12 protein-coding genes are annotated in these 22,069 nt (G+C 60.3%); 8 read left to right on the plus strand and 4 right to left on the minus strand.

Annotation, left to right across the window (positions count from 1 at the left end; all coding sequences use genetic code 11):
• Positions 1 to 14: 14 nt before the first annotated feature.
• The gene (locus tag GM655_RS18760) at positions 15 to 4,418 is read right to left on the minus strand and encodes a Calx-beta domain-containing protein (protein ID WP_155436200.1); all 4,404 of its coding nucleotides are present in this window, start codon (positions 4,416 to 4,418) and stop codon (positions 15 to 17) included.
• Positions 4,419 to 4,835: 417 nt separating this feature from the next.
• On the opposite strand from GM655_RS18760, the gene GM655_RS18765 reads away from it, so the two are divergent.
• A complete protein-coding gene (locus GM655_RS18765; protein WP_155436201.1) occupies positions 4,836 to 6,614 on the plus strand; it encodes a DUF885 domain-containing protein in 1,779 nt (592 codons plus the stop codon).
• On the opposite strand, the gene GM655_RS18770 is transcribed toward GM655_RS18765, so the two are convergent.
• Positions 6,611 to 7,540 (minus strand): extracellular catalytic domain type 1 short-chain-length polyhydroxyalkanoate depolymerase, encoded by a 930-nt coding sequence (locus tag GM655_RS18770; protein ID WP_155436202.1) that lies wholly within the window; start codon positions 7,538 to 7,540, stop codon positions 6,611 to 6,613. The two genes, GM655_RS18765 and GM655_RS18770, sit on opposite strands and share 4 nt — an antisense overlap.
• A gap of 59 nt (positions 7,541 to 7,599) precedes the next feature.
• Entirely contained in the window at positions 7,600 to 8,493 is an 894-nt protein-coding gene (locus GM655_RS18775) for a transporter substrate-binding domain-containing protein (protein WP_229632642.1), read from the minus strand.
• Between the two features lie 580 nt (positions 8,494 to 9,073).
• On the opposite strand from GM655_RS18775, the gene GM655_RS18780 reads away from it, so the two are divergent.
• From GM655_RS18780 to GM655_RS18805, 6 genes are all read left to right on the plus strand, one after another.
• Positions 9,074 to 10,654: an isocitrate lyase gene (locus tag GM655_RS18780; RefSeq protein ID WP_155436203.1), complete on the plus strand. Its 1,581-nt coding sequence runs from the start codon at positions 9,074 to 9,076 to the stop codon at positions 10,652 to 10,654.
• 216 nt (positions 10,655 to 10,870) lie between these two features.
• The gene (locus GM655_RS18785; RefSeq protein WP_155436204.1) at positions 10,871 to 11,800 is read left to right on the plus strand and encodes a histone deacetylase family protein; all 930 of its coding nucleotides are present in this window, start codon (positions 10,871 to 10,873) and stop codon (positions 11,798 to 11,800) included.
• A gap of 70 nt (positions 11,801 to 11,870) precedes the next feature.
• A complete protein-coding gene (locus tag GM655_RS18790; RefSeq protein WP_155436205.1) occupies positions 11,871 to 14,549 on the plus strand; it encodes a bifunctional acetate--CoA ligase family protein/GNAT family N-acetyltransferase in 2,679 nt (892 codons plus the stop codon).
• Positions 14,550 to 14,665: 116 nt separating this feature from the next.
• On the plus strand, positions 14,666 to 15,370 hold the full coding sequence (locus GM655_RS18795; RefSeq protein ID WP_155436206.1) for a glutathione S-transferase N-terminal domain-containing protein: 705 nt from the start codon (positions 14,666 to 14,668) through the stop codon (positions 15,368 to 15,370).
• 208 nt (positions 15,371 to 15,578) lie between these two features.
• Complete coding sequence (trhP, locus tag GM655_RS18800; RefSeq protein ID WP_155436207.1) at positions 15,579 to 16,940, plus strand: prephenate-dependent tRNA uridine(34) hydroxylase TrhP; 1,362 nt, start codon at positions 15,579 to 15,581, stop codon at positions 16,938 to 16,940.
• 146 nt (positions 16,941 to 17,086) lie between these two features.
• Positions 17,087 to 18,931 (plus strand): alpha/beta hydrolase family protein, encoded by a 1,845-nt coding sequence (locus tag GM655_RS18805; RefSeq protein WP_155436208.1) that lies wholly within the window; start codon positions 17,087 to 17,089, stop codon positions 18,929 to 18,931.
• An 82-nt stretch (positions 18,932 to 19,013) separates the two neighbouring features.
• Here the strand turns inward: GM655_RS18805 and GM655_RS18810 are convergent, their stop codons facing one another.
• Positions 19,014 to 20,672, minus strand: coding sequence for a M28 family metallopeptidase (locus tag GM655_RS18810; protein ID WP_503826594.1), 1,659 nt, complete (start codon positions 20,670 to 20,672; stop codon positions 19,014 to 19,016).
• Positions 20,673 to 20,849: 177 nt separating this feature from the next.
• Between GM655_RS18810 and GM655_RS18815 the strand changes: the two genes are divergently transcribed.
• The gene (locus tag GM655_RS18815) at positions 20,850 to 22,004 is read left to right on the plus strand and encodes a TIGR04552 family protein (protein WP_155436209.1); all 1,155 of its coding nucleotides are present in this window, start codon (positions 20,850 to 20,852) and stop codon (positions 22,002 to 22,004) included.
• Positions 22,005 to 22,069 lie beyond the last annotated feature (65 nt).

The following is a 22,069-nucleotide window of genomic DNA, read 5'->3' on the forward strand; positions in this document are numbered from 1 at the left end:
ACAGGCGGAACAACTTAGATAAATGGCTTGAACTCGAAACCGTTCTGGATGGTGCCAATTACCTGAGCCTGGTTTTCACCACTTTCACTGAACGCTGCCAGCACTTCCGCACGGCTAACGCCGGCACCGAGCGCCTTGACCCAGAAGTCATAGCCGCCTTGGTCCGGAGTACGGTGCAAGACGTTGCTGTACAGCTTGCCCACGAAAGCGTCGTTGCTTGGCGCCAGACCATACAACTGGGTGAACTCGGCGCTGTCGATAAAGCCGCCAGCCACCGCCGTTGCACTCAGGCCCTTGTCCATCTGGGCAATCCAGAAGCCCAGACCGCCCAGATCCGGTGCACGATCAAACGCCGCCTGATACACGCGATAGGCGATACCGGCAGTACCACTGATATCGAGCGCTATCGTCTTGTCGCTGAAATTCAGGCGCTCCACATTGTTCAGCAGATCGCTGCCATTGTTGCCCACCGCATCCGTGACCACATAGCCATTGGCAGTCTTGCGGATATCAAAGTCGGTCGACGCGGCCGTATAGCTGAGCGTATCGAGACCGGCGCCACCATCGATCTTGTCGTTACCGCTAGTGCCTTTGAGCTGGTCTGCACCTGCCGTACCCGTCTGCACCAGCATATCCGTCACGGTCACCTGGCTGCTCACGCTCGTTGGCGTACCCAGCAGGCTCAGTTTCAAGACAGCGGCCGCATCCACTTTACCGTTCTCGAGCAGATTCAGCTTCACGCTGGCGCCGCCGCTGCCATCCACGGTGAACACGCCGTTCAGAGGCTGGCCCAGACGCGCCGCATCCACCCCGCTCAGCGTATAGCCGATCTGGCTACCGGCCGCCAGGCCCGTACTCGCCAGATTAAAGGTCACGCTATTGCCTTCGGTGACAGTGCTAGCCGTCGCGTTGACGGTCATGGTAGCGGTCGGCGGCGTCAGATCCTCGCTGTTGATGGTGGCCGTCACGGTGCTGCTGCCCAGGGTTACGCTGGCAGCGCCCGCACCGGTCGGATTGGACAGCCGCAGTTGGAAACTTTCTGCATTTTCCAGCCACGGGTCGTTGATCAGGCTAACCGTCACCAGCTTGAACGTTTCGCCGGCGCCGAAACCGACTACGCCACTGGCTGCAGCATAGTCGCTACCTGCCAGCGCCGTGCCGTCGGCCGTGCTCCAGGCCACATTAAAGGCGCTGCTGGTGGCCTTGCTCAGGACCAGCGCAAAGGTCGCCGTGCCGGCCGTCTCGTTGACGCTGATGTCCTGCACCGACAGCGTGGCACGGTTGACCGTATCGGCCAGCGTATCGTTGTCGATGATGGTGGCGATGCCGCTGCTGCCATTGCCGCCGGCCAGCGTCGCATTGACCGCCGAATTCAGCGTGAGCTTCAGGGTTTCTGCGGATTCTGTCAGGTTGTCATTGACCAGCGCCACCCGTACCACCTGCGAGGTCACGCCCGGCGCAAATACCAGCGTGCCACTGGCCGACGCGTAGTCGCTGTAGCTGGTGGTTGCGTTATTGGTGCTGTAGTACACGCTAACCGGCGCCGAACTAGGACCATTCAGCGACACCACGAAGTCGACATAACCGTCGGCTTCACCTGCGGTAGGATTGCTGACGCTGATGCTAGGTGTCGCCAGCACCGCCTGATCGTTATGGATGATGGTGGCGTTGCCGCTGGCGTTCAGCACTTGCACCGAGCTGGCAGCCTTGCCCGTCACACCACCCAACTGCAAACTGAACACTTCATCCTGTTCGATCGCGCTATCGTTGATCAGTGGTACCGTGACAATTTTCAGCGTTTCGCCCGCAGCAAACGACAAGGTGCCTGCCACTGCAGCGTAATCGCTGCCGGCGACAGCGCTGCCGTTGACGGTGGTATAGCTGACGCTGAAACTGTCGTTGGTGGCCTTATCCAGCAGCACGGCAAAACTGACCGTACCGGCACTCTCATCGACGATCACATCGCGCACGGACAGACCGGCCGGATTCAGCGTATCGGCCAGGGTATCGTTATCGACCAGCAGCAGACTGCCCTGGCCATTGCCGATGGTGGCATTGACCGGGCTGCTCAGATTCAGCTTCAGAATTTCCAGCCCGTCCACCAGCAAATCGTTCACCAGTGCCACCCGCACCGTCTGAGTGGTCACGCCCGGAGCGAACACCAGCGTGCCGCTGGTCGAGGCATAGTCGCTATAGCCGGTAGTGTCGTTGTTGGTGCTGTAATACACACTCACCGTGCCGCTCGACGGAGCGCTCAGCGATACCACGAAGTCCGCATAGCCATCCGCTTCGCTTGCTGCCGTCGAGGCGACACTGACTACCGGCGTGGCAACAGCAGTCTGATCGCTGGCCCCGATTACCGCCGTGGCGCTCGCCTGGCTCAGTGCAACCTGGTCGGCCCCCTTACCGCTGACGATGCCCAGATTCATATAGAACTGTTCCACCGTCTCGGGCGTCACATCGTCATTCAGCAGCACCGTCACCGTATGAGCAGTTTCGCCGGCAGCGAAGCTTACCGTGCCATGTGCACCGATGAAATCACTGCCTTCGCGCGCCGTGCCATTGGACGTGCTGTAGGCGACATTAAACGGCGCGCTGGTGGCTTTATCGAGCGACACCACAAAGCTCACGCTGCCGGCCGCTTCATCCACCGTCACGTCGTGCACCGACAGATTGGCCGGATGGCTGGTGTCAGCCAGCGTATCGTTATCAAACAGCAGGCCGCTGGCTTCGGATTTGGCGATGGTCGCATTGACCACACTCGACAGATTCAAGGTCATCGCCTTGACCTGCTCGGCCACCAGATCATCGCTCAGCGCCACGCGCACTACCTGGGTGGTGACGCCGGGTGCAAACGTCAGCGTACCGCTGAGCGAATAGTAATCACTGTAGTTGCTGGTGTCGTTGCTGGTGCTGTAGTACACGCTCACGGCTGTCGTAGCTGGTGCATTCAGCGACACCACGAAATCGATATAGCCGTCGCCCTCACCCACGGCCGCGTCAGCCACGCTGATAAACGGCTTGGCCAGAGCCGTCTGGTCATTGCCACCGATAATCGCCTGGGCAGATCCACCGACCACTTGTACGCTGCTGGCGGCGCTACCGCTGATGCTGCCCAGATTGAGCTGGAACGACTCTGCTGCCTCAGCCACGCTGTCGTTAATGATGGGCACGGAAATCGTCTTGACGGTTTCGCCAGGGCCAAACGTTACCAAGCCTTTCACGCCCGTGTAATCACTGCCATCGACTGCACTGCCATTGGTCGTGTTGTAGGCAACGCTAAAACTGCCGCTGGTGGCCTTATCCAGCGTCAGCACGAAATTGGCCATGCCACTCGATTCATCAACGGTAACACTACGTACCTGCAGGCTGGCCGGATGGCTGGCATCGGCCAGGTTATCGTTGTCCACGATCAGCGCGGTAGCACTGCCTGCACCGATGCTGGCATTGACTGCGCTAGACAAATTGAGACGGACAATTTCCGTGCCTTCTACCAGCTTATCGTCCGCCACTGGGACGCGCACCACCTGGCTGGTCACACCCGGCGCAAACACCAGGTTACCGCTCAGGGAATCGTAATCGCTATACCCGGCCGATTCGCCCGACGTACTGAAGTACACGCTCACTTCATTGGCACCTGCGCCATTCAGCGTGACCACGAAATCCACATAACCATCGCCTTCACCGCCGGCGACCGGCGCAACGTTGAGAACGGGCGTGGCGACCGGAGTCTGGTCGTTATGGATGATCGTCGCCTGGGCCACGTTATCACCGAGCTGCACGACATTGCTGGCGGCACCGCTCACGCCGGTCAACACCAGGTTGAAGAATTCGTCGCCTTCGAGTTGGGCATCATTAATCAGCGGCACCGTGATCGTTTTTGCCGTTTCGCCAGCGATGAAGTTCAGCGTGCCGCTGGTCGCGCTGTAATCACTGCCGGCAATCGCCGTGCCATCGGCCGTGCTGTAAGTCACTGCGAAACCGGCGCTGGTGGCCTTATCGAGCAAAACGGTGAAGGTTGCCGTACCGGCAGCTTCATCGACACTCAGATCACGCACCGACAGCATCGCCGGATGGGCCGCGTCGGCCAGCACATCGTTATCCATCAGCACGGCCGTGCCGACCGGACGGGTCAACACCGCATTCTTGGCGCTGCTCAAGGTCAGCTGAAACATTTCCATCGACTCCACCAGGCTATCTGCCGTCAGAGCAATGCGCACCGTTTGCGTCGTTACGCCAGGGGCAAACTGCAAAGTGCCATAAGTGGATTCAAAGTCGCTGTAATTAGTGGTCGCATTGGACGTGCTGTAATACACGCTAATCGGATTGGCGCTAGCAGCACTCAAGGAAATTACGAAGTCAACAAAAGTGCTACCTTCACTGACGACGGGATCATTAATACTGATGTAAGTACTCATAAAGTTCCTTTATAGCGCCATCGACACGGCGAACTGTGAAAAAAGAAATGCTTAATTTAATAATTGATAATTACAAATCGCAAATATATTACTAATTTAGCATCTAAAAAATATAACTTTAAAATACTACAAGTATTAAATTTTATTGGCAATAGATGCAGCATCGACCTCGCAGACATAACTGGCGCCAGACCCGCAGCAGCGCGATGAGTCTCGGTTCCACGGCACGACCAAGCTGCCCGTCCATAGACATAAGCGCGACAGTCGCCATTTCTCCATAACAGTTATTTTTGATCTGCAGCAAGGAAGCCGCGTCATCTTCTTGAGCACCGCCTAGTCCCGCCGGTTACTGCAGACGGCAGGTATGTCCCAGGCGCGCATGCTATTCTTGCAAGGCTAAACTTTCACGAGGACACCATGCGCCCCACGCTTCCATTGCTGCTGTGCACCCTGCTATGTGCTGCCATCCCCGCCATTGCTCAGGTCAAAACCCCGGCCACGCCGGAAAAGATGAACCAGCTCTACGCCCAGTACTGGGAAGACTATTTGCGCGAAAACCCGATCGCCGCCACCTACAACGGCGACCAGCGCTACAACCACCTGTTCGGCCCGCAGACTGCAGCCGAAGCGAATGCCCAGAGCCGTGCACTGGCCGAAAAATATCTGGCCCTGACGGCTACCTACGATCCAGCCACACTGCCGGCCGAAGACCGCATCAGCTACGACTTGTTGCGCTACCGTCTGCAGCAGGTACTGGATGGCCTGCGCTTCCCGACCGACCTGATGCCGGTTGACCAGTTCGCCGGGCTGCACCTGAGCATGGCGCAGCTGGGTTCGGGCAGCTCGGCCCAGCCCTTCCAGACCGTGCAGGACTACGACAACTGGCTACAGCGCGCCGCCGCTTACGCACCGGCCGTGGACCACCTGATGGACGACATGCGCAAAGGCATAGCGCAAGGCATCGTCATGCCCAGGGCGCTGATCCAGCGCGTACTGCCGCAACTGGAAAATGTCGGCAGCGATAATCTGGAAACCAGCACCTATATGGGGCCGGTGAAGAAATTCCCGTCCTCGTTCAGTGCCGCCGACAAGGAACGCCTGACGGCCGCCTACGGCAAGCTGGTACGCGAACAGCTGGCACCGGCCAACCGCAAGCTGCTGGCCTTCATGCGCGACACCTATCTGCCGGCAGGGCGCAACACGGCCGGCATCGGTGCCCTGCCCGGCGGGCAGGAATGGTATGCCTTCCTCGCACGCCGCTCCACCACCACCGAACTGACACCGGCCCAGATCCACGATATCGGCCTGAGCGAAGTGGCACGCATCCGCGCCCAGTTCGAACTGGCCAAGGACAAGGTCGGCTTCAAAGGCACGCTCAAGGAATTCTTCCAGCATCTGAACACGGCGCCGGAACTGCGCTTCAAGACGCGCGAAGAGATACAGGCAGCGTATGAAGCCATCCGCCCGAAAGTCGAAGCCAAACAGAACATGCTGTTCGCCCACCTGCCCAAAGCGCCGTTCGAAATCCGCCCCGTCGAAGGCTACCGCGAAGTCAGTGCGGCACCGGCTTCGTATCAGCGTGGTTCGGTCGATGGCAAGCGTCCCGGCGTGTTCTACTTCAACGCCTACAAGCCGGAAACACGCACCCGTTTCACTACCAACGCCTTCTTCCTGCACGAAGCCATCCCGGGCCACCACTTCGAGCGCAGTCTTGCACAGGAAACTACCGGAATGCCGGACTTCCGCCGCTTCGGCGCAAGCACGGCCTTCTCCGAAGGCTGGGGTCTGTACAGCGAGATGCTCGGGCAGGAGATCGGCATGTATGACGATCCGTGGCAATGGGTGGGCCGCCTGACGGCCGAAATCTGGCGCGGCGTGCGGCTGGTGGTCGATACCGGCATCCACGCCAAAGGCTGGACACGCGAGCAGGCGATTGCCTACTTCAAGGACAATGTGCCGCAGGATGAAGTGACGGCTGTGCAGGAAGTGGAGCGCTACATCGCCATCCCGGGGCAGGCACTCAGCTACAAGATCGGCGAGCTGAAACTGCGCGAGCTACGCACGCGCGCCGAAACCAAGCTGGGCAAGAAGTTCGATCTGCGCGCCTTCCACAACGAAGTGCTGTCGCACGGCTCGGTGCCACTGGACGTGCTCGATGGCGCCGTGAATCGCTGGATCGCCGCCCAGCTCAACTAGCGCTGACTGGCACTGGCGCTAAAGAAGCGCCAGATTTCACGGGTCGCATCGATCGGTGCAGCGGGGCCGGGCCAGCTATGGCCGCCCGTGTCCGTGCTGCATAACTGGACACTGGCGCCCGCGGCGCAGTCGCGATAAGCCACGCAGCTGGCACCGGCTCCCTGCAGCACTGGCTGGGCTGGGCCGCGGCACTGGTCGCGCTGCACCCAGCGCGCCACCGTGTCCGGTACAGAGACAAATTCCATCACGCTGCGCCGGTCACGGAAAGCCTGCGGCCCGGCGCCGCCAGCGTACAGCACGTGGTCATCATCACGGGCATGAATGTGCAGCACGGCGATGGGACGGACCGGCTGGCAATGCGCGCTGGCATCCGTGCCAGCGACCGAGGCAACGGCGCGGAACAGATCGGCCGCATCGCAGGCCAGCCGGTGCGCCATCATGCCGCCATTGCTCATGCCAGTGGCAAAGACCCGTGCGCTATCGATGCGGTAACGCTCCTTGAGTTCCGCCACCACGGCGCGCAGGAAAGCCACATCGTCAATGTTCTGATCGCGCGCGTAACCACAGCATCCGCCCGCATTCCACGTTGCCAGCCGCCCGCCGGGCAGCCGGCTGGCGCCATTCGGAAACGCCACGATAAAACCGCCCTGATCGGCCTGGCGCTGCCAGCCATAGCGACTATCTTCCGCCATCAGCGCTGCGTGGCCGCCACCGCCGTGCAGCGCCAGCACCAGCGGCAAAGCCTTGCTGCCGTCGTAACCAGGCGGCAAATGCACGAGTACCTTGCGAGCTTGTACACGCATATCTTCCAGTCCGCCGCCGCTCAGGGTTCGCGACGTTTCTTCCTCGGCCGCTGCGCCGTACGGCATCGGCAGGCCAGCCAGCACGGCAAAAGCGAGCGCAATCAGCGCACCTAACCTAGACATCAACACTCCTCCATGCAAAAACAGAACGATAAGCGGCACCTGTCGCAATCCACGCTGGCTCAGTCCGGCACATACCAGTAAGCCTTGTTGTCGAGCGGTGTCAGCGGCGACAGCGCGGGATTGGCGAGCCTGAAAATGCGCCGCTTGCGCAGGCCGGACTGCTCGATCAGCCCGTCATAGAACTGGTGGAATAACTGGTCATAGCGGCCATCGGCAATCAGCCGCTGCAGGCCATATTCGAGCCGCTGTGCCAGCCGCTGCTGCTGCCCGCCGATAAAGAAATAACGCGGCGCGGGTATATACAGGGCAAAGCTGCGCTCCACCGTCAGCGCGGGAAATTCCTGCACATAGGCGGCCTGCTCGTAGATGGCTTCATCGACGGCGCGGGGAAAATACTGGAAGCGTCCTGCCGCCAGCATATGATGCAGCCCCAGCGTGCTATTGGTTTCCACCAGCGGCAGGCCGGCATGGCGGTAGATGCTGGTGGAACTCCACTGCCGCCCCGCTCCCACGCTGTATTGTTTGAGATCGTCCAGCGTGCGCACCGCGCTGAACAGGTTCTGCTTGCGTCCGTCGATGAGGGAAATGCGGTAGCAGGACATGCCTTTATCGAGCGGGATGCGGATAGGTATCAGCTTGTTTTCCCACTCGGTCGACGTCACCTGCCCGCTCAGATTCACATTGCCGCCCTTGAGCATTTCCTGCAGCAAGCGTTCGCGCTCCATGTGCAAGGGCGAGATTTTGAGCTCGTAAGCACCATAGCGGTTGCTTGATGCCTCCAGCGCCGCATTGAGCAGGCGCATCACATGGCTGTTATTGAAGTGAGATTTGCTGGAGTTCATGTCGATGATATACACATCGGCCGCCACTGCACTGGCCGGCAGCGCTGCCAGCGCCAGCGCCAGCGCCAGTATGCACAGGCCCAAACTTGGCAAGCCTCGTGGTAACAGCAAGATCTCAGCCCTCCGGAATGACCGCATTCAGGACGCCCAACTCGCCCTGCAGTAGCGAATTATTATAAAGACATTCCCTGCCGAACCGCAGCAGGCCGTCACCGCACCGCACCATAATGGCGTAGTCATTGCGCCCTATTCAGCCTGCGCAGGCTTGCCGCTTCAGCCTGCACACCGCACTCCGGCATGCCCGGGCGCAGCAATTTCTGCGCTGAGACCACACCACCACAGCCAATTCAGGCAGCATTTCCCACAATGCGAAAAGGCATTCTCACATTGCAGAATCCGGGTCGCCAAAAAACCACAGAATTTATCCCATCCGATAAAAAGTCATTCCACAGCGCAAAAATTATAAGCTAAGCCATTGAAAATTAACAGATAAAATTAAGTTATATGTCTTATATAAGACATGCTACTCAGCGAAAAAAGGGCTATGATTATTCCATCGAACTTCGCTTTTTATAGAGAGTTTTTAACGCATTACTGACTGACCAGCCGGCCCCAGTGAACCGCACTACCCACACTCCCGGCACCCGTTTTTGAATCTTTATTATTCTGTTTAACTGCCAAGGAAATCATCATGTCCCAATACCAAGACGACATCCAAGCCGTTGCTGCACTGAAGCAAAAAGAAGGTAGTGCATGGAACGCCATCAACCCTGAATCGGCTGCCCGTATGCGCGCCCAGAACCGCTTCAAAACCGGTCTGGACATCGCTAAATACACGGCCAAGATCATGCGCGCCGACATGGCCGCCTACGATGCCGATCCAGCCAAGTACACCCAGTCGCTGGGTTGCTGGCACGGTTTCATCGGTCAGCAGAAGATGATTTCGATCAAGAAGCACTTCAACAGCACCGAACGCCGCTACCTCTACCTGTCGGGCTGGATGGTTGCCGCACTGCGCTCGGAATTCGGCCCGCTGCCAGACCAGTCGATGCACGAAAAAACCGCCGTATCGGCCCTGATCAAAGAGCTGTACACCTTCCTGCGTCAGGCTGACGCACGTGAACTGGGCGGCCTGTTCCGTCAACTGGATGCTGCCGAAGGCGCTGCCAAAGCTGCGATTCAGGAAAAGATCGACAACCACGTAACCCACGTTGTACCTATCATCGCCGACATCGACGCCGGTTTCGGTAACGCTGAAGCGACCTACCTGCTGGCCAAACAGTTCATCGAAGCGGGTGCTTGCTGCATCCAGATCGAAAACCAAGTGTCGGACGAGAAGCAATGCGGTCACCAGGACGGTAAAGTCACCGTGCCACACGAAGACTTCCTGGCCAAGATCCGCGCCATCCGTTACGCCTTCCTGGAACTGGGCGTGGACGACGGCATCATCGTGGCCCGTACCGACTCGCTGGGCGCCGGCCTGACCAAGCAGATCGCTGTGACCAAGCAGCCAGGCGACCTGGGCGACCAGTACAACTCCTTCCTCGATTGTGAAGAAGTGTCGGCTGATGCACTGGGCAACGGCGACGTGATCATCAAACGCGAAGGCAAACTGCTGCGTCCTAAGCGTCTGCCATCGAATCTGTTCCAGTTCCGTTCCGGCACCGGCGAAGCCCGCTGCGTACTGGACTGCATCACCTCGCTGCAGAACGGCGCCGACCTGCTGTGGATCGAAACGGAAAAACCACATATCGCCCAGATCGGCGGCATGGTCAGCGAAATCCGTAAAGTCATCCCTAACGCCAAGCTGGTGTACAACAACAGCCCATCGTTCAACTGGACCCTGAACTTCCGTCAGCAAGCCTACGACCGCATGAAAGCCGAAGGCAAAGACGTATCGTCCTACGAGCGCAGCCAGCTGATGAGCGTGGAATACGACAACAGCGAACTGGCCAAAGAAGCTGACGAGAAAATCCGCACCTTCCAGGCTGATGCAGCCCGCGAAGCCGGCATCTTCCACCACCTGATCACGCTGCCGACCTACCACACGGCTGCGCTGTCGACCGACAATCTGGCCAAAGAATACTTCGGCGACCAAGGTATGCTCGGTTATGTCGCTGGCGTACAACGCAAAGAAATCCGTCAGGGTATCGCTTGCGTGAAACACCAGAACATGTCCGGTTCCGACATCGGCGACGATCACAAAGACTACTTCAGCGGCGAAGCAGCCCTGAAAGCAGCAGGTAAAGACAACACGATGAACCAGTTCTAAGGTCATCATGCTGGACTAGAAAACCGGGCTCTGTTTCTTGCAGAGCCCGGTTTTTTTTCGTCTGTACACAGCGATGTTATATCGCTCATGTATCTTTGATATAGATCAACGAAATACTTGATCCTGCTCATTACACTGAATTGACTTCGTTAGGTTTCACCCACCGACCACGTGCGTCAAGTAGCACGTGCCTGTAACGCTTACCCACGTTTGACGATGCTGCCAGTTTATATTTCCCACCCCGATTGCCTGAAACACTCGATGGGCGATCAACACCCCGAATGCCCCGAGCGCATAGGCGCGGTCAACGACATGCTGCTGATCAAGGGCCTGCTCGATTTCATGCAACCGATGGATGCGCCGCTGGCGACCGAAAAGCAGCTGGCGCAAGCCCATGCCAGCCTGTACATCCACGAACTGGCGGCCCAGTCGCCCAAGGAAGGCACGGTGCAGGTTGACCCTGACACCAGCATGAATCCGTATAGCTATCAGGCCGCCCTGCGCGCTGCCGGTGCCGCCGTGATGGCCACCGATATGGTGCTGACCAAGGGTGCCGGCACGGCTTTCTGCAACGTGCGCCCACCGGGCCACCATGCCGAGTACAGCGCCGCGGGCGGCTTCTGCTTTTTTAACAACGTTGCCGTCGGCATACGCCACGCGCTCAATGTGCACGGGCTGGAACGGGTGGCGTTGGTGGATTTCGACGTCCACCACGGCAATGGCAGCGAAGACATCCTGCACGATGACGAGCGCGTGCTGATGTGCTCGATCTTCGAGGACAAGCTGTATCCGTTCTGCGGCAACGTGCCGCGCGGGCCGAATATGGTGAATGTGGCGCTGCCGGCCCGCTCAGGCAGCGACGCGCTGCGTCAGGCCGTGCTGGAGAAGTGGATACCCGCGCTGGATCAATTCCGCCCCCAGCTAATTTTCATTTCGGCCGGCTTCGATGGCCACCGCGATGACGACATGGGCAACCTCGGGCTAGTGGAAGCGGACTACGCGTGGATCACCAAACAGATCGTCGCCGTAGCACAGCGCCACTGTCAGGGCCGCATCGTGTCCTGTCTGGAAGGCGGCTACGTGATGTCCTCGCTGGCGCGCAGCGCCGCCGCCCACGTGAAAGTTTTGCTCGGAATGGACGACTGAACCCGATCAATGCTATTGTCGGCAGCGCTTACCCGGCGCTTGCCGATCTCCCACATTGCCGATCACGCTCATGGAAACCCACTACCTCACCCCCCTGTTCTCGCCCCAGTCCATCGTTGTTTTTGCCGGCAAGCCGGACCAGCCGGACACCCAGACCAGTTATGGCCGCTCAATCAGCGCGCAACTGGAACAGGGCGGCTTCAAAGGGCCGGTAACCTATCTCGATGTGGGCATGACGGGTACGCTGGCCGATCTGGCCCATTCGCGCGCCGATCTGGCCGTGATCGCGCTGCCCACGGAAGAACTGTGCTTCGCGCTCGAAGTGGCGGGCCGCATCCAGTGCCGCGCTGCGCTGATCCTGTCGGCCGGGGTGGATAGCACGCAGGCGCATGAACTGCACAACATCGCGCGCAAACATGGCATCCATCTGCTGGGGCCGAACTGCCTCGGTTACCAGCGTCCGCGCCTGAACATCAATGCCAGCGTGGCCGGTCAGCTGGCCCAGCCCGGCAGTCTGGCACTGATCTCGCAATCAGGCGCACTGACCTCGGCGATTCTGGACTGGGGTAACAAGAATGCCGTGGGCTTCTCCACCGTGGTGTCGCTGGGGGCTAACACTGCCGTCGATCTGGCGCAGACGCTGGACTTCCTCGCCACCGATCCGGCCACCCAGAGTATCGTGATCTACATGGAAGGCGTGACCAATGCACGGCGCTTCCTGTCGGCCCTGCGTGGCGCGGCCAATACCAAGCCGGTGGTGGTACTCAAAGCCGGCAATGCCTCGGCCGCATCGGCGGCCGCGCTGACCCACTCGGGCTCCATCGTCGCTTCCGACGACATTTTCGATTCCGCGCTGCGCCGCACGGGTGCTGTGCGCGTGAAGTCGTTTGTGCAGCTGTTTGCAGCCGCCAAATGTCTGGCTTCGCGCTACCGCCCCGTGGGCCCGCGTCTGGCCATCGTCACCAATGGCGGCGGCCCCGGCGTGCTGGCAGCGGACTGGATCGAGGAACTCGACCTGAAACTGGCGCGCCTGTCGGACGAAGCGGCACGCACACTGATGCCCATCCTGCCGGCCAATGCTACCTTGTCGAATCTGCTCGATCTGTCGGAAGATGCCGATGCAGACGCCTTCTGCGCAGCCATACAGGCCTGTGCGCGCGATAGCGCAGTCGATGGCGTGCTGGTGATCTATTCGCCCAAGCTGGGCGGCGATCCGGCCGGCGTGGCGCGCGCTGTCAGCGCTATGAATGCAGGCCTCGGCAAACCGCTGCTGACCTGCTGGATGGGTGATGAACAGGTCGCCGAAGCGCGCCAGATCATCAACACGGCCGGTGTGGCCACCTTCCGCACGCCGGAAGCGGCCGTCGATGGCTTCAGCAATATCGCCTCGTTCTACCAGAACCAGCAACTGCTGCATCAGACCCCGCCACCGCTGTCGCAACTGGCCAAGCCTGATCTGGACGGCGCCCGCCTGCTGATCGAAGGCGTGCTGGCCGAACGCCGCAAAGTGCTGACGGAGATGGAATCAAAAGCGCTGCTGGCAGCCTTCCACATCCCGATTACCCAGACCATCCTCGCGCGCACAGCCAGCGAAGCCATGCTGATATCGAGTCAGCTGGGCTACCCGGTCGCGCTGAAAATCGATTCGCCCGATATCCCGCACAAATCCGATGTGCAGGGCGTGGTGCTGAATGTCCAGAATGCGGCCGCCGTGCGCGACGCCTTCAGCGACATGATGGCCACCGTCCGCCGCCTGCAACCGGAAGCGCGCATCAATGGCGTCACCATCCAGAAGATGGCCGGCAAACGCCATGGCCGCGAACTGTATATCGGCGTGGTGACGGACCACCTGTTCGGCCCCGCCATCAGCTTCGGCGCGGGCGGCACCATGATAGAACTGATCAACGACCGCGCCGTCGAACTGCCGCCGCTGAACCTGTTCCTGGCCCAGCGCCTGATCGACCGCGTACGTACGGCCGAAACGCTGGGCGAGTGGCGCGGTGCGCCGCCGGCCCAGCGCGAAGCCATCGAGCAGATGCTGCTGCGCGTGTCGGAAATGGTGTGCGAGCTGCCGCAGCTGCGCGAGATGGACATCAACCCGCTGATCGTCGATGAAAACGGCGCACTGGCGGTGGATGCCCGCATCGTGGTCGATGCCGCACCACCTTCGGCGGCCGACTACGACCATCTGGCCATCCTGCCTTACCCGTCCAACTACACGCAGGAATGGCCGATGCGCGGCGGTGGCCAGTACACCCTGCGGCCGGTGCAGCCGGACGACGCCTCGATGCTGCAGGATCTGGTGCGCGGCCTGTCGGAGAAATCGCGCTACTACCGCTTCGCTTCGTCGCTGCGCGAGCTGTCCGTGCCGATGCTGGCCAAGTACACGCTGATCGACTACGACCGCGAAATGGCGCTAGTGGCCGTGCAGACCACCCGCACACCCGGCGAAGATGGCGAGTTTGTCGAAACCTCGCACATCATCGGCGTATCGCGCTACATCGCCAATCCCGACCACAGCACCTGCGAATTCTCGCTGCTGGTGGATGACCGCTACAGCGGCCAGGGGCTGGGCACGCGGCTGATGCTGGCCATCATGGACGTGGCGCGCGACAAGGGCCTGACCGAGATCGACGGTCTGGTACTGGTGAAGAACACGGGCATGCTGAAACTCATGGCCAGCCTGGGCTTCCAGATCCGACCGTACCCGGACGATCCGGACTTCCGCCTGTGCAGCAAAGCGCTGTAAGCACGCGCCCTCTGCGCTAAGGCTATACCCTGCGGTGCCCGCCTTTGCGGGCACCATCAGCAGCATTCGGCAAATCCGTGGATAATTCCCGCTCAACAGTTTTCTACGGACCCGACATGACAACTCTTGCTGACTTCCCCATCACCAAAAAATGGCCTGCGCAATTCCCCGAGCGCATCCAGCTATACTCGCTGCCCACGCCCAACGGCGTCAAAATTTCCATCGCACTGGAAGAACTGGGCCTGCCTTATGAAGCCCATCTGGTCAGCTTTGATAGCAATGACCAGCTATCGCCGGAATTCCTCTCGCTCAACCCGAACAACAAGATTCCCGCCATCATCGACCCGAATGGTCCCAACGGCCAGCCGCTGGGCCTGTGGGAATCGGGGGCCATCCTGATCTATCTGGCCGCCAAGGCTGGCAAGCTGCTGCCCGACGATCTGGCGCTGCGCTATGAAACCTTGCAATGGTTGATGTTCCAGATGGGCGGCGTCGGCCCTATGTTCGGTCAGGTAGGCTTCTTCCACAAATTCGCCGGCAAGGAATACGAAGACAAGCGCCCGCGCGACCGCTACGTGGCCGAAGCCAGCCGTCTGCTAGGCGTGCTGGAGCAGCGCCTGCAGGGCCGCCAGTGGATCATGGGCGAGCAGTACACCATCGCCGACATCGCCATCTTCCCGTGGATCCGCAACCTGATCGAATTCTACGGCGCCGGCGAGCTGGTGCAGATCAGCCGCTTCCCCCAAGTACAGCGCGTGCTGGCCGCCTTCGTCGCCCGTCCGGCCGTAGCCAAAGGCCTGACCATCCCCGCCCGCAGCTAAACCCGCGGGGTCAGGTCGGGCAAAGTGTCAGTGTCAGGTCGGGCAAACGGGCCTCAACTGCAGACTTCCGCTTGAGGCTGCACCGATGCCCGACCTGACCCCTGCACTTTGCCCGACCTGACCCCAAGGTAGGCTTTTTTGATCCAGATCAAGGACTGGCTGGACGCAAGGCACTAAGATCCGCCACTTTTGCGCGCTTCTTTTTATCATGCTTAGCTCTCCCGAACTCCTCCTGCCCGCCGGTTCGCTGGCCAAAATGCACGCCGCCTTCGATTACGGCGCCGATGCCGTGTATGCGGGCCAGCCTCGCTACAGCTTGCGCGTGCGCAATAATGACTTTTCGACACTGGATGCGCTGCAGGAAGGCATAGACGGCGCCCACGCACGCGGCAAGCAGTTCTTTGTCGCCAGCAACATCTTTGCCCACAACGCCAAGCTGAAAACCTATCTGCGCGATATGGAGCCGGTGATCAACATGAAACCGGACGCGCTGATCATGGCCGACCCCGGCCTGATCATGATGGTGCGCGACAAGTGGCCGGACGTGCCCGTGCACCTGTCCGTGCAGGCCAATGCCGTCAACTGGGCCGACGTCAAGTTCTGGCACCGCATGGGCCTGACCCGTGTGATTCTGTCGCGCGAACTGTCGCTCGACGAAATCGAGGAAATCCGCCAGCAGTGCCCGGAAATGGAACTCGAAGTATTCGTGCACGGCGCGCTGTGCATCGCTTATTCGGGCCGTTGTCTGCTGTCCGGCTATTTCAACCACCGCGATCCGAATCAGGGCACGTGCACCAATTCCTGCCGCTGGGACTATCAGGTGAAGAACGCGGCCGAAGACGCTACCGGCGATCTGGGCCGCATGGAAGTCATTCCGCTCAACTTCCAGCGCGCCATCGAAGAAGCCGACGCGCGCCCGTTCTCGACGCTGCATCAGGAAGCGCGCCATCCGCTGGCCGACCGTCCTTACCTGATCGAAGAAGCCCAGCGCCCGGGCCAGCTAATGCCGATTATCGAAGACGAGCACGGCACCTACATCATGAACTCGAAAGACTTGCGCGCCGTCGAGCACATCGAGCGTCTGGTCAAGATAGGCGTCAATTCGCTCAAAGTGGAAGGCCGTACCAAGTCGCTGTTCTATGCGGCCCGCACGGCACAAGTGTATCGCCGCGCAATCGACGATGCGGTGGCTGGCCGTCCGTTCGACATCAGCCTGCTGGGCCAGTTGCAAGGTCTGGCCAACCGTGGCTACACGGACGGTTTCTACCAGCGCCATCACACGCAGGCGCACCAGAACTATATGCGCGGCGCGTCCGAGGCCGACCGCAGCCAGTACGTGGGCGATGTGATCGGCGTCGAAAACGGCTGGGCGCGCGTGGATGTGAAAAACCGCTTCAGCGTGGGCGACAAGATCGAAGTCATGCACCCTAGCGGCAACCACGACATCACCCTGAACCGCATGCTGTCGGACGACGGCAATGAGATCAACGTGGCCGCCGGCAGCGGCCACATCGTGCGCATCGAACTGGGCGCCGCTTACGACCGCGCCCTGCTGTCGCGCTACCTGTAAGCTAGGGCCACCTCCGGGTCACGACGCCCGCGCCCCGCACGCCACCAGCAGGCGTGTGCGGCGCGGGTGTTTTTTTCAGCGCATGCATTGCTGCAACGGTAATTTCCCGATAAAGTTGCCGTTTATTCAGTTATCTAAAAATTATCATGCGCTTGCTTGCTGCTAGTCTATCCGCCTTAGTCCTCGTCACCAGCAACGCGCAGGCGCAAACTGCCAGCCCGATTCCCGTCGAGCAGTTTTTCCAGCGCCCCGATACCAGCGGCGCCGCCATTTCCCCCGATGGCCGTTCTATCGCCATCCGCCGGCTATCCCCTCATGGCCGCATGATGCTGGTCGTACTGGACACGGAAAGCCAGAAGTCGCGCGCCGTGGCCAACTTCAACAATGCCGATATCGAGCATTTCTTCTGGCTCAGCGACGAGCGCATAGGCTTTACCACTGTCAATATCGATCATGGCGGCGAAGTCGGCCAGACTGGCTTGTACGCGATAGACCGCGACGGCAGCAACCGTATCATGCTGCGCGCGACCATCGACAGGCCGCGCAGTTTTGCCGATGGCTACCAGATCAAATACGATTTTTTCGGCCCGACCAGCTTCGACGGCTTTCCCAACTGGCCCAAGGACGAGATGTATGTGATCTCGCGCGATCTGGACCATTCGGAATTGGTGCGCCTGAGTACCCGCACTGGGCGCATCAGCAATATCCGCGCGCCCAGCGAAACCTATCACACGCTGATCGATGCCGACGGCCAGCCACGCGTGGTGGTGGCACGCCGCAACGAACTGATGCGCAGCTATTTCCGCGACGGCGATAGCTGGAACGAATTCGATAGCCGCGACTTCAACAACAACGATGGCTACAAGCCGCTGCTGTATGCGGAAGGCCAGCTATACGTGCGTGCCCGCAACCAGCGCGACGAAGCCGCTGTCTATCGCTACGACATACAGAACAAGGCACTGCAGCAGCCGGCCATGATAGTTGCACCGGGCTTTGATACGGACGGCCGCTTCATCGTCGGTGAGCGCAAAATGCTGGGCTACCGCTTCAACACGGATGCCGCCACCACGGTCTGGTTCGATCCTGCCATGAAGGCTTTGCAGCAGCAGATCGATGAACAGTTTCCCGGTCTGGTCAACCTGATTTCGCGCGGACGCCAGAGCACGACACCCTACGTGCTGATCAACACCCATTCGGATATCCAGAGCCATGCCTATCTGCTGTACAACAGCCAGACCCGCGCCGTGCACTTGCTGGGCAGTGCCATGCCCGAGCTGCCACCGCAGCGCATGTCGAGCATGAATATGGAGCGCTTTGCTGCGCGCGATGGCCGCATGATTCCCGTGTTCGTGACCTTGCCCAAACACGCGGGCAAGCAGCCGTTTGCCACCGTGCTGCTGAACAACCGCAATATGTCCGAGCGCAATGGCTTATGGGACTGGAATGCCGAAGTGCAGTTCCTGGCCTCGCGCGGCTACGCGGTGCTCCAGGTCAGCCCGCGCGGCAGTAGCGGCTTCGGCGCGCTGCATGCGCAAAGCCCTGCCTCGGGCCAGACGCCCGATGCCATCACCGATCTGGCCGATGCCGTGCAATGGGCCGCCAAACAGGGATATACCGATCCGGCCAGAGTCTGCATCGCCGGTGCCGGCAGCGGCGGCCATGTTGCGCTGAAAAGCCTGCTGCACCAGCCGCAAGTGTTCAAATGCGGCATCAGTTGGTCGGCCCTGGTCACGCCGCGCAACGATCCTGACAGCGAACGCCTACAGCAGTTGCGCCAGCCCGTGCTGCTGGCCTATGACAAGGATAGCGAACGCTTCGACTACCAGCAGGGCCGCAAGCTGTACGAAGCAATGCAGGCGCATCAAGCGCCCGTGCAATGGCTGGACTACAGCACCACGGTCGAAGACTGGAAGACCCAGCGGCCACGCATAGACCTGTGGCGCCAGATCGAAGCCTTCCTCGCCACGCATATCGGCGCGCCCGCTCACTAGGCGCTACCGTCATCGCACACTGCGGGGCGAAAAAAAAGACCACCAGATATCTGGTGGTCTTGGGGTCTAAGGCAGGCCCAGTCTAGCGGCGCTTGCTGGCACTGGCATCGCGGATGATGCGGAACTCGGCATCCTGCGCCCAGTTCGGCCAATCCTTGGACTCGGCCAGATCGCGTCCCAGACCATACAGCAGGCCCAGATCACGTGCCATGCCGGTGAACGGCCACTCGGCTTTCCACTCGTCCGAAGGCTGGTGGTAGTTGTTCACCACATAGTCTTCTTCCGATTTGTGGCCAGCGGCCAGACCGCCATCGATCCAGTCATCGCCGGAGCCGAAGGAAATCGCCGGCACGCCGCGCTTGGCCAGCGGGAAGTGGTCGGAGCGGAAGAAGTGGCCCGCTTCCGGTTTCGGATCCGGTGCGTACACCATGTCGTACTGCTTGGCCTTGGCGATCAGCTGGTCGAGCAGATCGAGCTTGGCGCTGCCGGAGATGGTGAAGTTGCGTGCCGGACCATACGGGCTCAGGGCATCCATATTGATGGCGCCCACCGTTTCCGCCAGCGGATACAGCGGATAGGCCGCGTAGTACTCGGAACCGAGCAAGCCTTTTTCTTCCGCCGTCACGGCGAGGAACAGCACGCTGCGCTGTGGTGCCGGCGCCTTGCCATAGGCACGCGCCAGTTCCAGCAGCGCGGCGATGCCGGTGGCATTGTCCACTGCACCGTTGTAGATCTTGTCGCCTTTGGCGTCCGGCAGGCCCACACCGAGGTGATCCCAGTGCGCGCTATACATCACGGTCTGCTCGGGATGGGCGCTGCCCACCACGCGACCCGCCACGTTTTTCGAGACGATGGTCTGGGCATCGACCGCATAGCTTGCCGTCAGCGTCACGCCCTGCAGTTGCACCGGTTTGAAGTTGCGCGTCTGCGCCTGTTTCTTGAGGGCTTCGAAATCCTGCCCGCCACGCTTGAACAGATCGACTGCCAGATCACGCTGTATCCACGCTTCCATCGATGCATGGGCCAGCGCTGGCTGCTTGCGCACGATGTCGTACATCACGTTGGTGTTCGAGTTTTTGACCGTGGCCCAGCCATACGATGCGGGTGCCGTTTCATGCACGATGATGGTGCCCAGCGCGCCGCGCCGAGCCATCTCTTCATACTTGTAGGTCCAGCGGCCGTAGTAGGTCATGGCCTTGCCGCCGAAGTCGCCCGTGCCCGTTTCAAAGTCAGGATCATTGATCAGCACCACGGCCAGTTTGCCGCGCAGATCGAAGCCTTTGAAGTCATCCCATTTGCGCTCGGGCGCATTCACGCCATAGCCGACGAACACCAGCGGCGCATTACGGAAATCGACTTTTTTGCTGCCGTTCATGGCTGCGCGCACCGCCATGTCGTCGCCCTGTTTGAGCTCCTGATTGCCTTTAGCGTCATGCAACTGCAGCTTGACAGGGCCTTTGATTTCGAAACGGCCCAGCGGCACATCCTGCGTCCAGCTGCGTACATTCTTCTGGCCCTTGAGCAGATCGCCGGCCGGCTGCAGACCTGCCGCCTTGAACTGCTCGATCAGAAAAGCCACAGTCTTGTTTTCGCCGGCCGTGTTCGGCCCGCGTCCTTCGAATTCATCCGACGCCAGCACCTTCACGTCCTGCGACAAGTGCTTGGCATCGAACTCCGGCCCATTGCCGGCATGCGCAGTGGCAGCAGCTAGCAGTGAGCAGATGAACATGGTGTTTTTCAAGTCGGTCTCCGTATTATGCGTTTTAAATGCGTGTTTACCCGCGCGGCAATACTGACACGAAATCCATAGCGCGGCAACCAGCACAGGCGCTGCCGTGTTTTTGCACTACCGCGGTGCAGCATTGACGCTGCCTGTGGGGACTGCGATACTGGTTTATCGCCGCACGCCATCGCTGCCATGCCGACCCTGATCCCCACTCTTCAAAGCAAGGGCAAGTTCTCACTCAACTGGAGCTATCTGAACGCCATCGCCAACGGCGTTTCCGCCATCGATCTCGGTGCGCTGGCGTTGCGCAATCTCCACGATGCGCGCCAGTTCGTGCGCGAATATGGTTTCGATCTGGACCAGCCGGCTGCACCGCGCCTCATCCTGCAGGCCCACGCCGAAGCAGTGGAATTCATTTGCCAGAACTTTCTCACGCCGCAGCAGGCCGCGCTGATACCGCCCGACGTACGCACGCCCAAGGACCCGCTGCAATTGCTGGTGTACGCCTCGCTGCGCGGCCAGCAGGTCGATCTGCGTCGCATGTGGGCCTGCGCCGTGCTGAAGGTGATGCACGGGATTTTCTACATCGATAACAATCTCAAGCTGCGCCATTTCCACGCCATCCGCAGCCAGGTATTCGGTTCGCTCGATGAAGTGATCCGCAGCGACGGCGAGCACTACTTCCTGACCGATGGCGAAATCTGCTTGCCGCTGCTGCACTACGACCGCAAGAACAACAAGGGCCGCAACAGCATACTGCTCAAACTGTTGCAGAAGGCGGCCTATCTGGCTGCCGACATCTTCGACCATCTGGGCGTGCGCCTCGTATTTGCCACCCGTTTCGAATGCCTGCTGGCGCTGCGCGCACTGCAGCGTTCGCACCTGCTGTCCGTGACCAATGTCGATGCTGGCCGCACACGCAACACCCTGCTCGATCTGGATGCTGCCAAAATCATCTTCAATAAATACCGCAGCCGGATTGCAGCCAGCGAAGGCTATCCGTGCGAGCTGTTGCGCCAGATGGATGCCGAACTGTCCGAACAGGCGCAGCCACTCACCCGCTGCGACAATCCCCATTCCGGCACTGGCTACAACAGCGTGCAAGTCACCGTGCGCAAGATGATCCACGTGCAGCAGCTCGATGCCGCGCCTGAGCAGGACTATGACGTGGGCTTCTTCTTCGAATACGAAATCCAGCTGATGGATGCCGATAGCTACCAGCGCAGCCTGACGGGGCCGGCCAGCCACGATGCCTATAAAAAGCGTCAGGTCGATACGGCGCGCACGCGCGTGTTCGGCCGCGAGCTGCAGCGCTGGATCGCCCAGCACGACGCGGCCAGCGTCTGAGCCGTCCGCCGCCTATCGGCAAAAAAAAAGCCAGCCTTGCGGCTGGCTTCTGTTCTTGTTATACA

Source organism: Pseudoduganella danionis, assembly GCF_009720775.1.
In the GTDB taxonomy this organism is placed as follows: domain Bacteria; phylum Pseudomonadota; class Gammaproteobacteria; order Burkholderiales; family Burkholderiaceae_D; genus Rugamonas; species Rugamonas danionis.

What these genes read in the sequence shown, in the direction of transcription:
- GM655_RS18805 (WP_155436208.1), top strand. Translation starts at nt 17,087, where the DNA reads ATGCGCTTGCTTGCTGCTAGTCTATCCGCCTTAGTCCTCGTCACCAGC.
- GM655_RS18760 (WP_155436200.1), bottom strand. Translation starts at nt 4,418, where the DNA reads ATGAGTACTTACATCAGTATTAATGATCCCGTCGTCAGTGAAGGTAGC.
- GM655_RS18785 (WP_155436204.1), top strand. Translation starts at nt 10,871, where the DNA reads ATGCTGCCAGTTTATATTTCCCACCCCGATTGCCTGAAACACTCGATG.
- GM655_RS18770 (WP_155436202.1), bottom strand. Translation starts at nt 7,540, where the DNA reads ATGTCTAGGTTAGGTGCGCTGATTGCGCTCGCTTTTGCCGTGCTGGCT.
- GM655_RS18795 (WP_155436206.1), top strand. Translation starts at nt 14,666, where the DNA reads ATGACAACTCTTGCTGACTTCCCCATCACCAAAAAATGGCCTGCGCAA.
- GM655_RS18765 (WP_155436201.1), top strand. Translation starts at nt 4,836, where the DNA reads ATGCGCCCCACGCTTCCATTGCTGCTGTGCACCCTGCTATGTGCTGCC.
- GM655_RS18780 (WP_155436203.1), top strand. Translation starts at nt 9,074, where the DNA reads ATGTCCCAATACCAAGACGACATCCAAGCCGTTGCTGCACTGAAGCAA.
- trhP (WP_155436207.1), top strand. Translation starts at nt 15,579, where the DNA reads ATGCTTAGCTCTCCCGAACTCCTCCTGCCCGCCGGTTCGCTGGCCAAA.
- GM655_RS18815 (WP_155436209.1), top strand. Translation starts at nt 20,850, where the DNA reads ATGCCGACCCTGATCCCCACTCTTCAAAGCAAGGGCAAGTTCTCACTC.
- GM655_RS18790 (WP_155436205.1), top strand. Translation starts at nt 11,871, where the DNA reads ATGGAAACCCACTACCTCACCCCCCTGTTCTCGCCCCAGTCCATCGTT.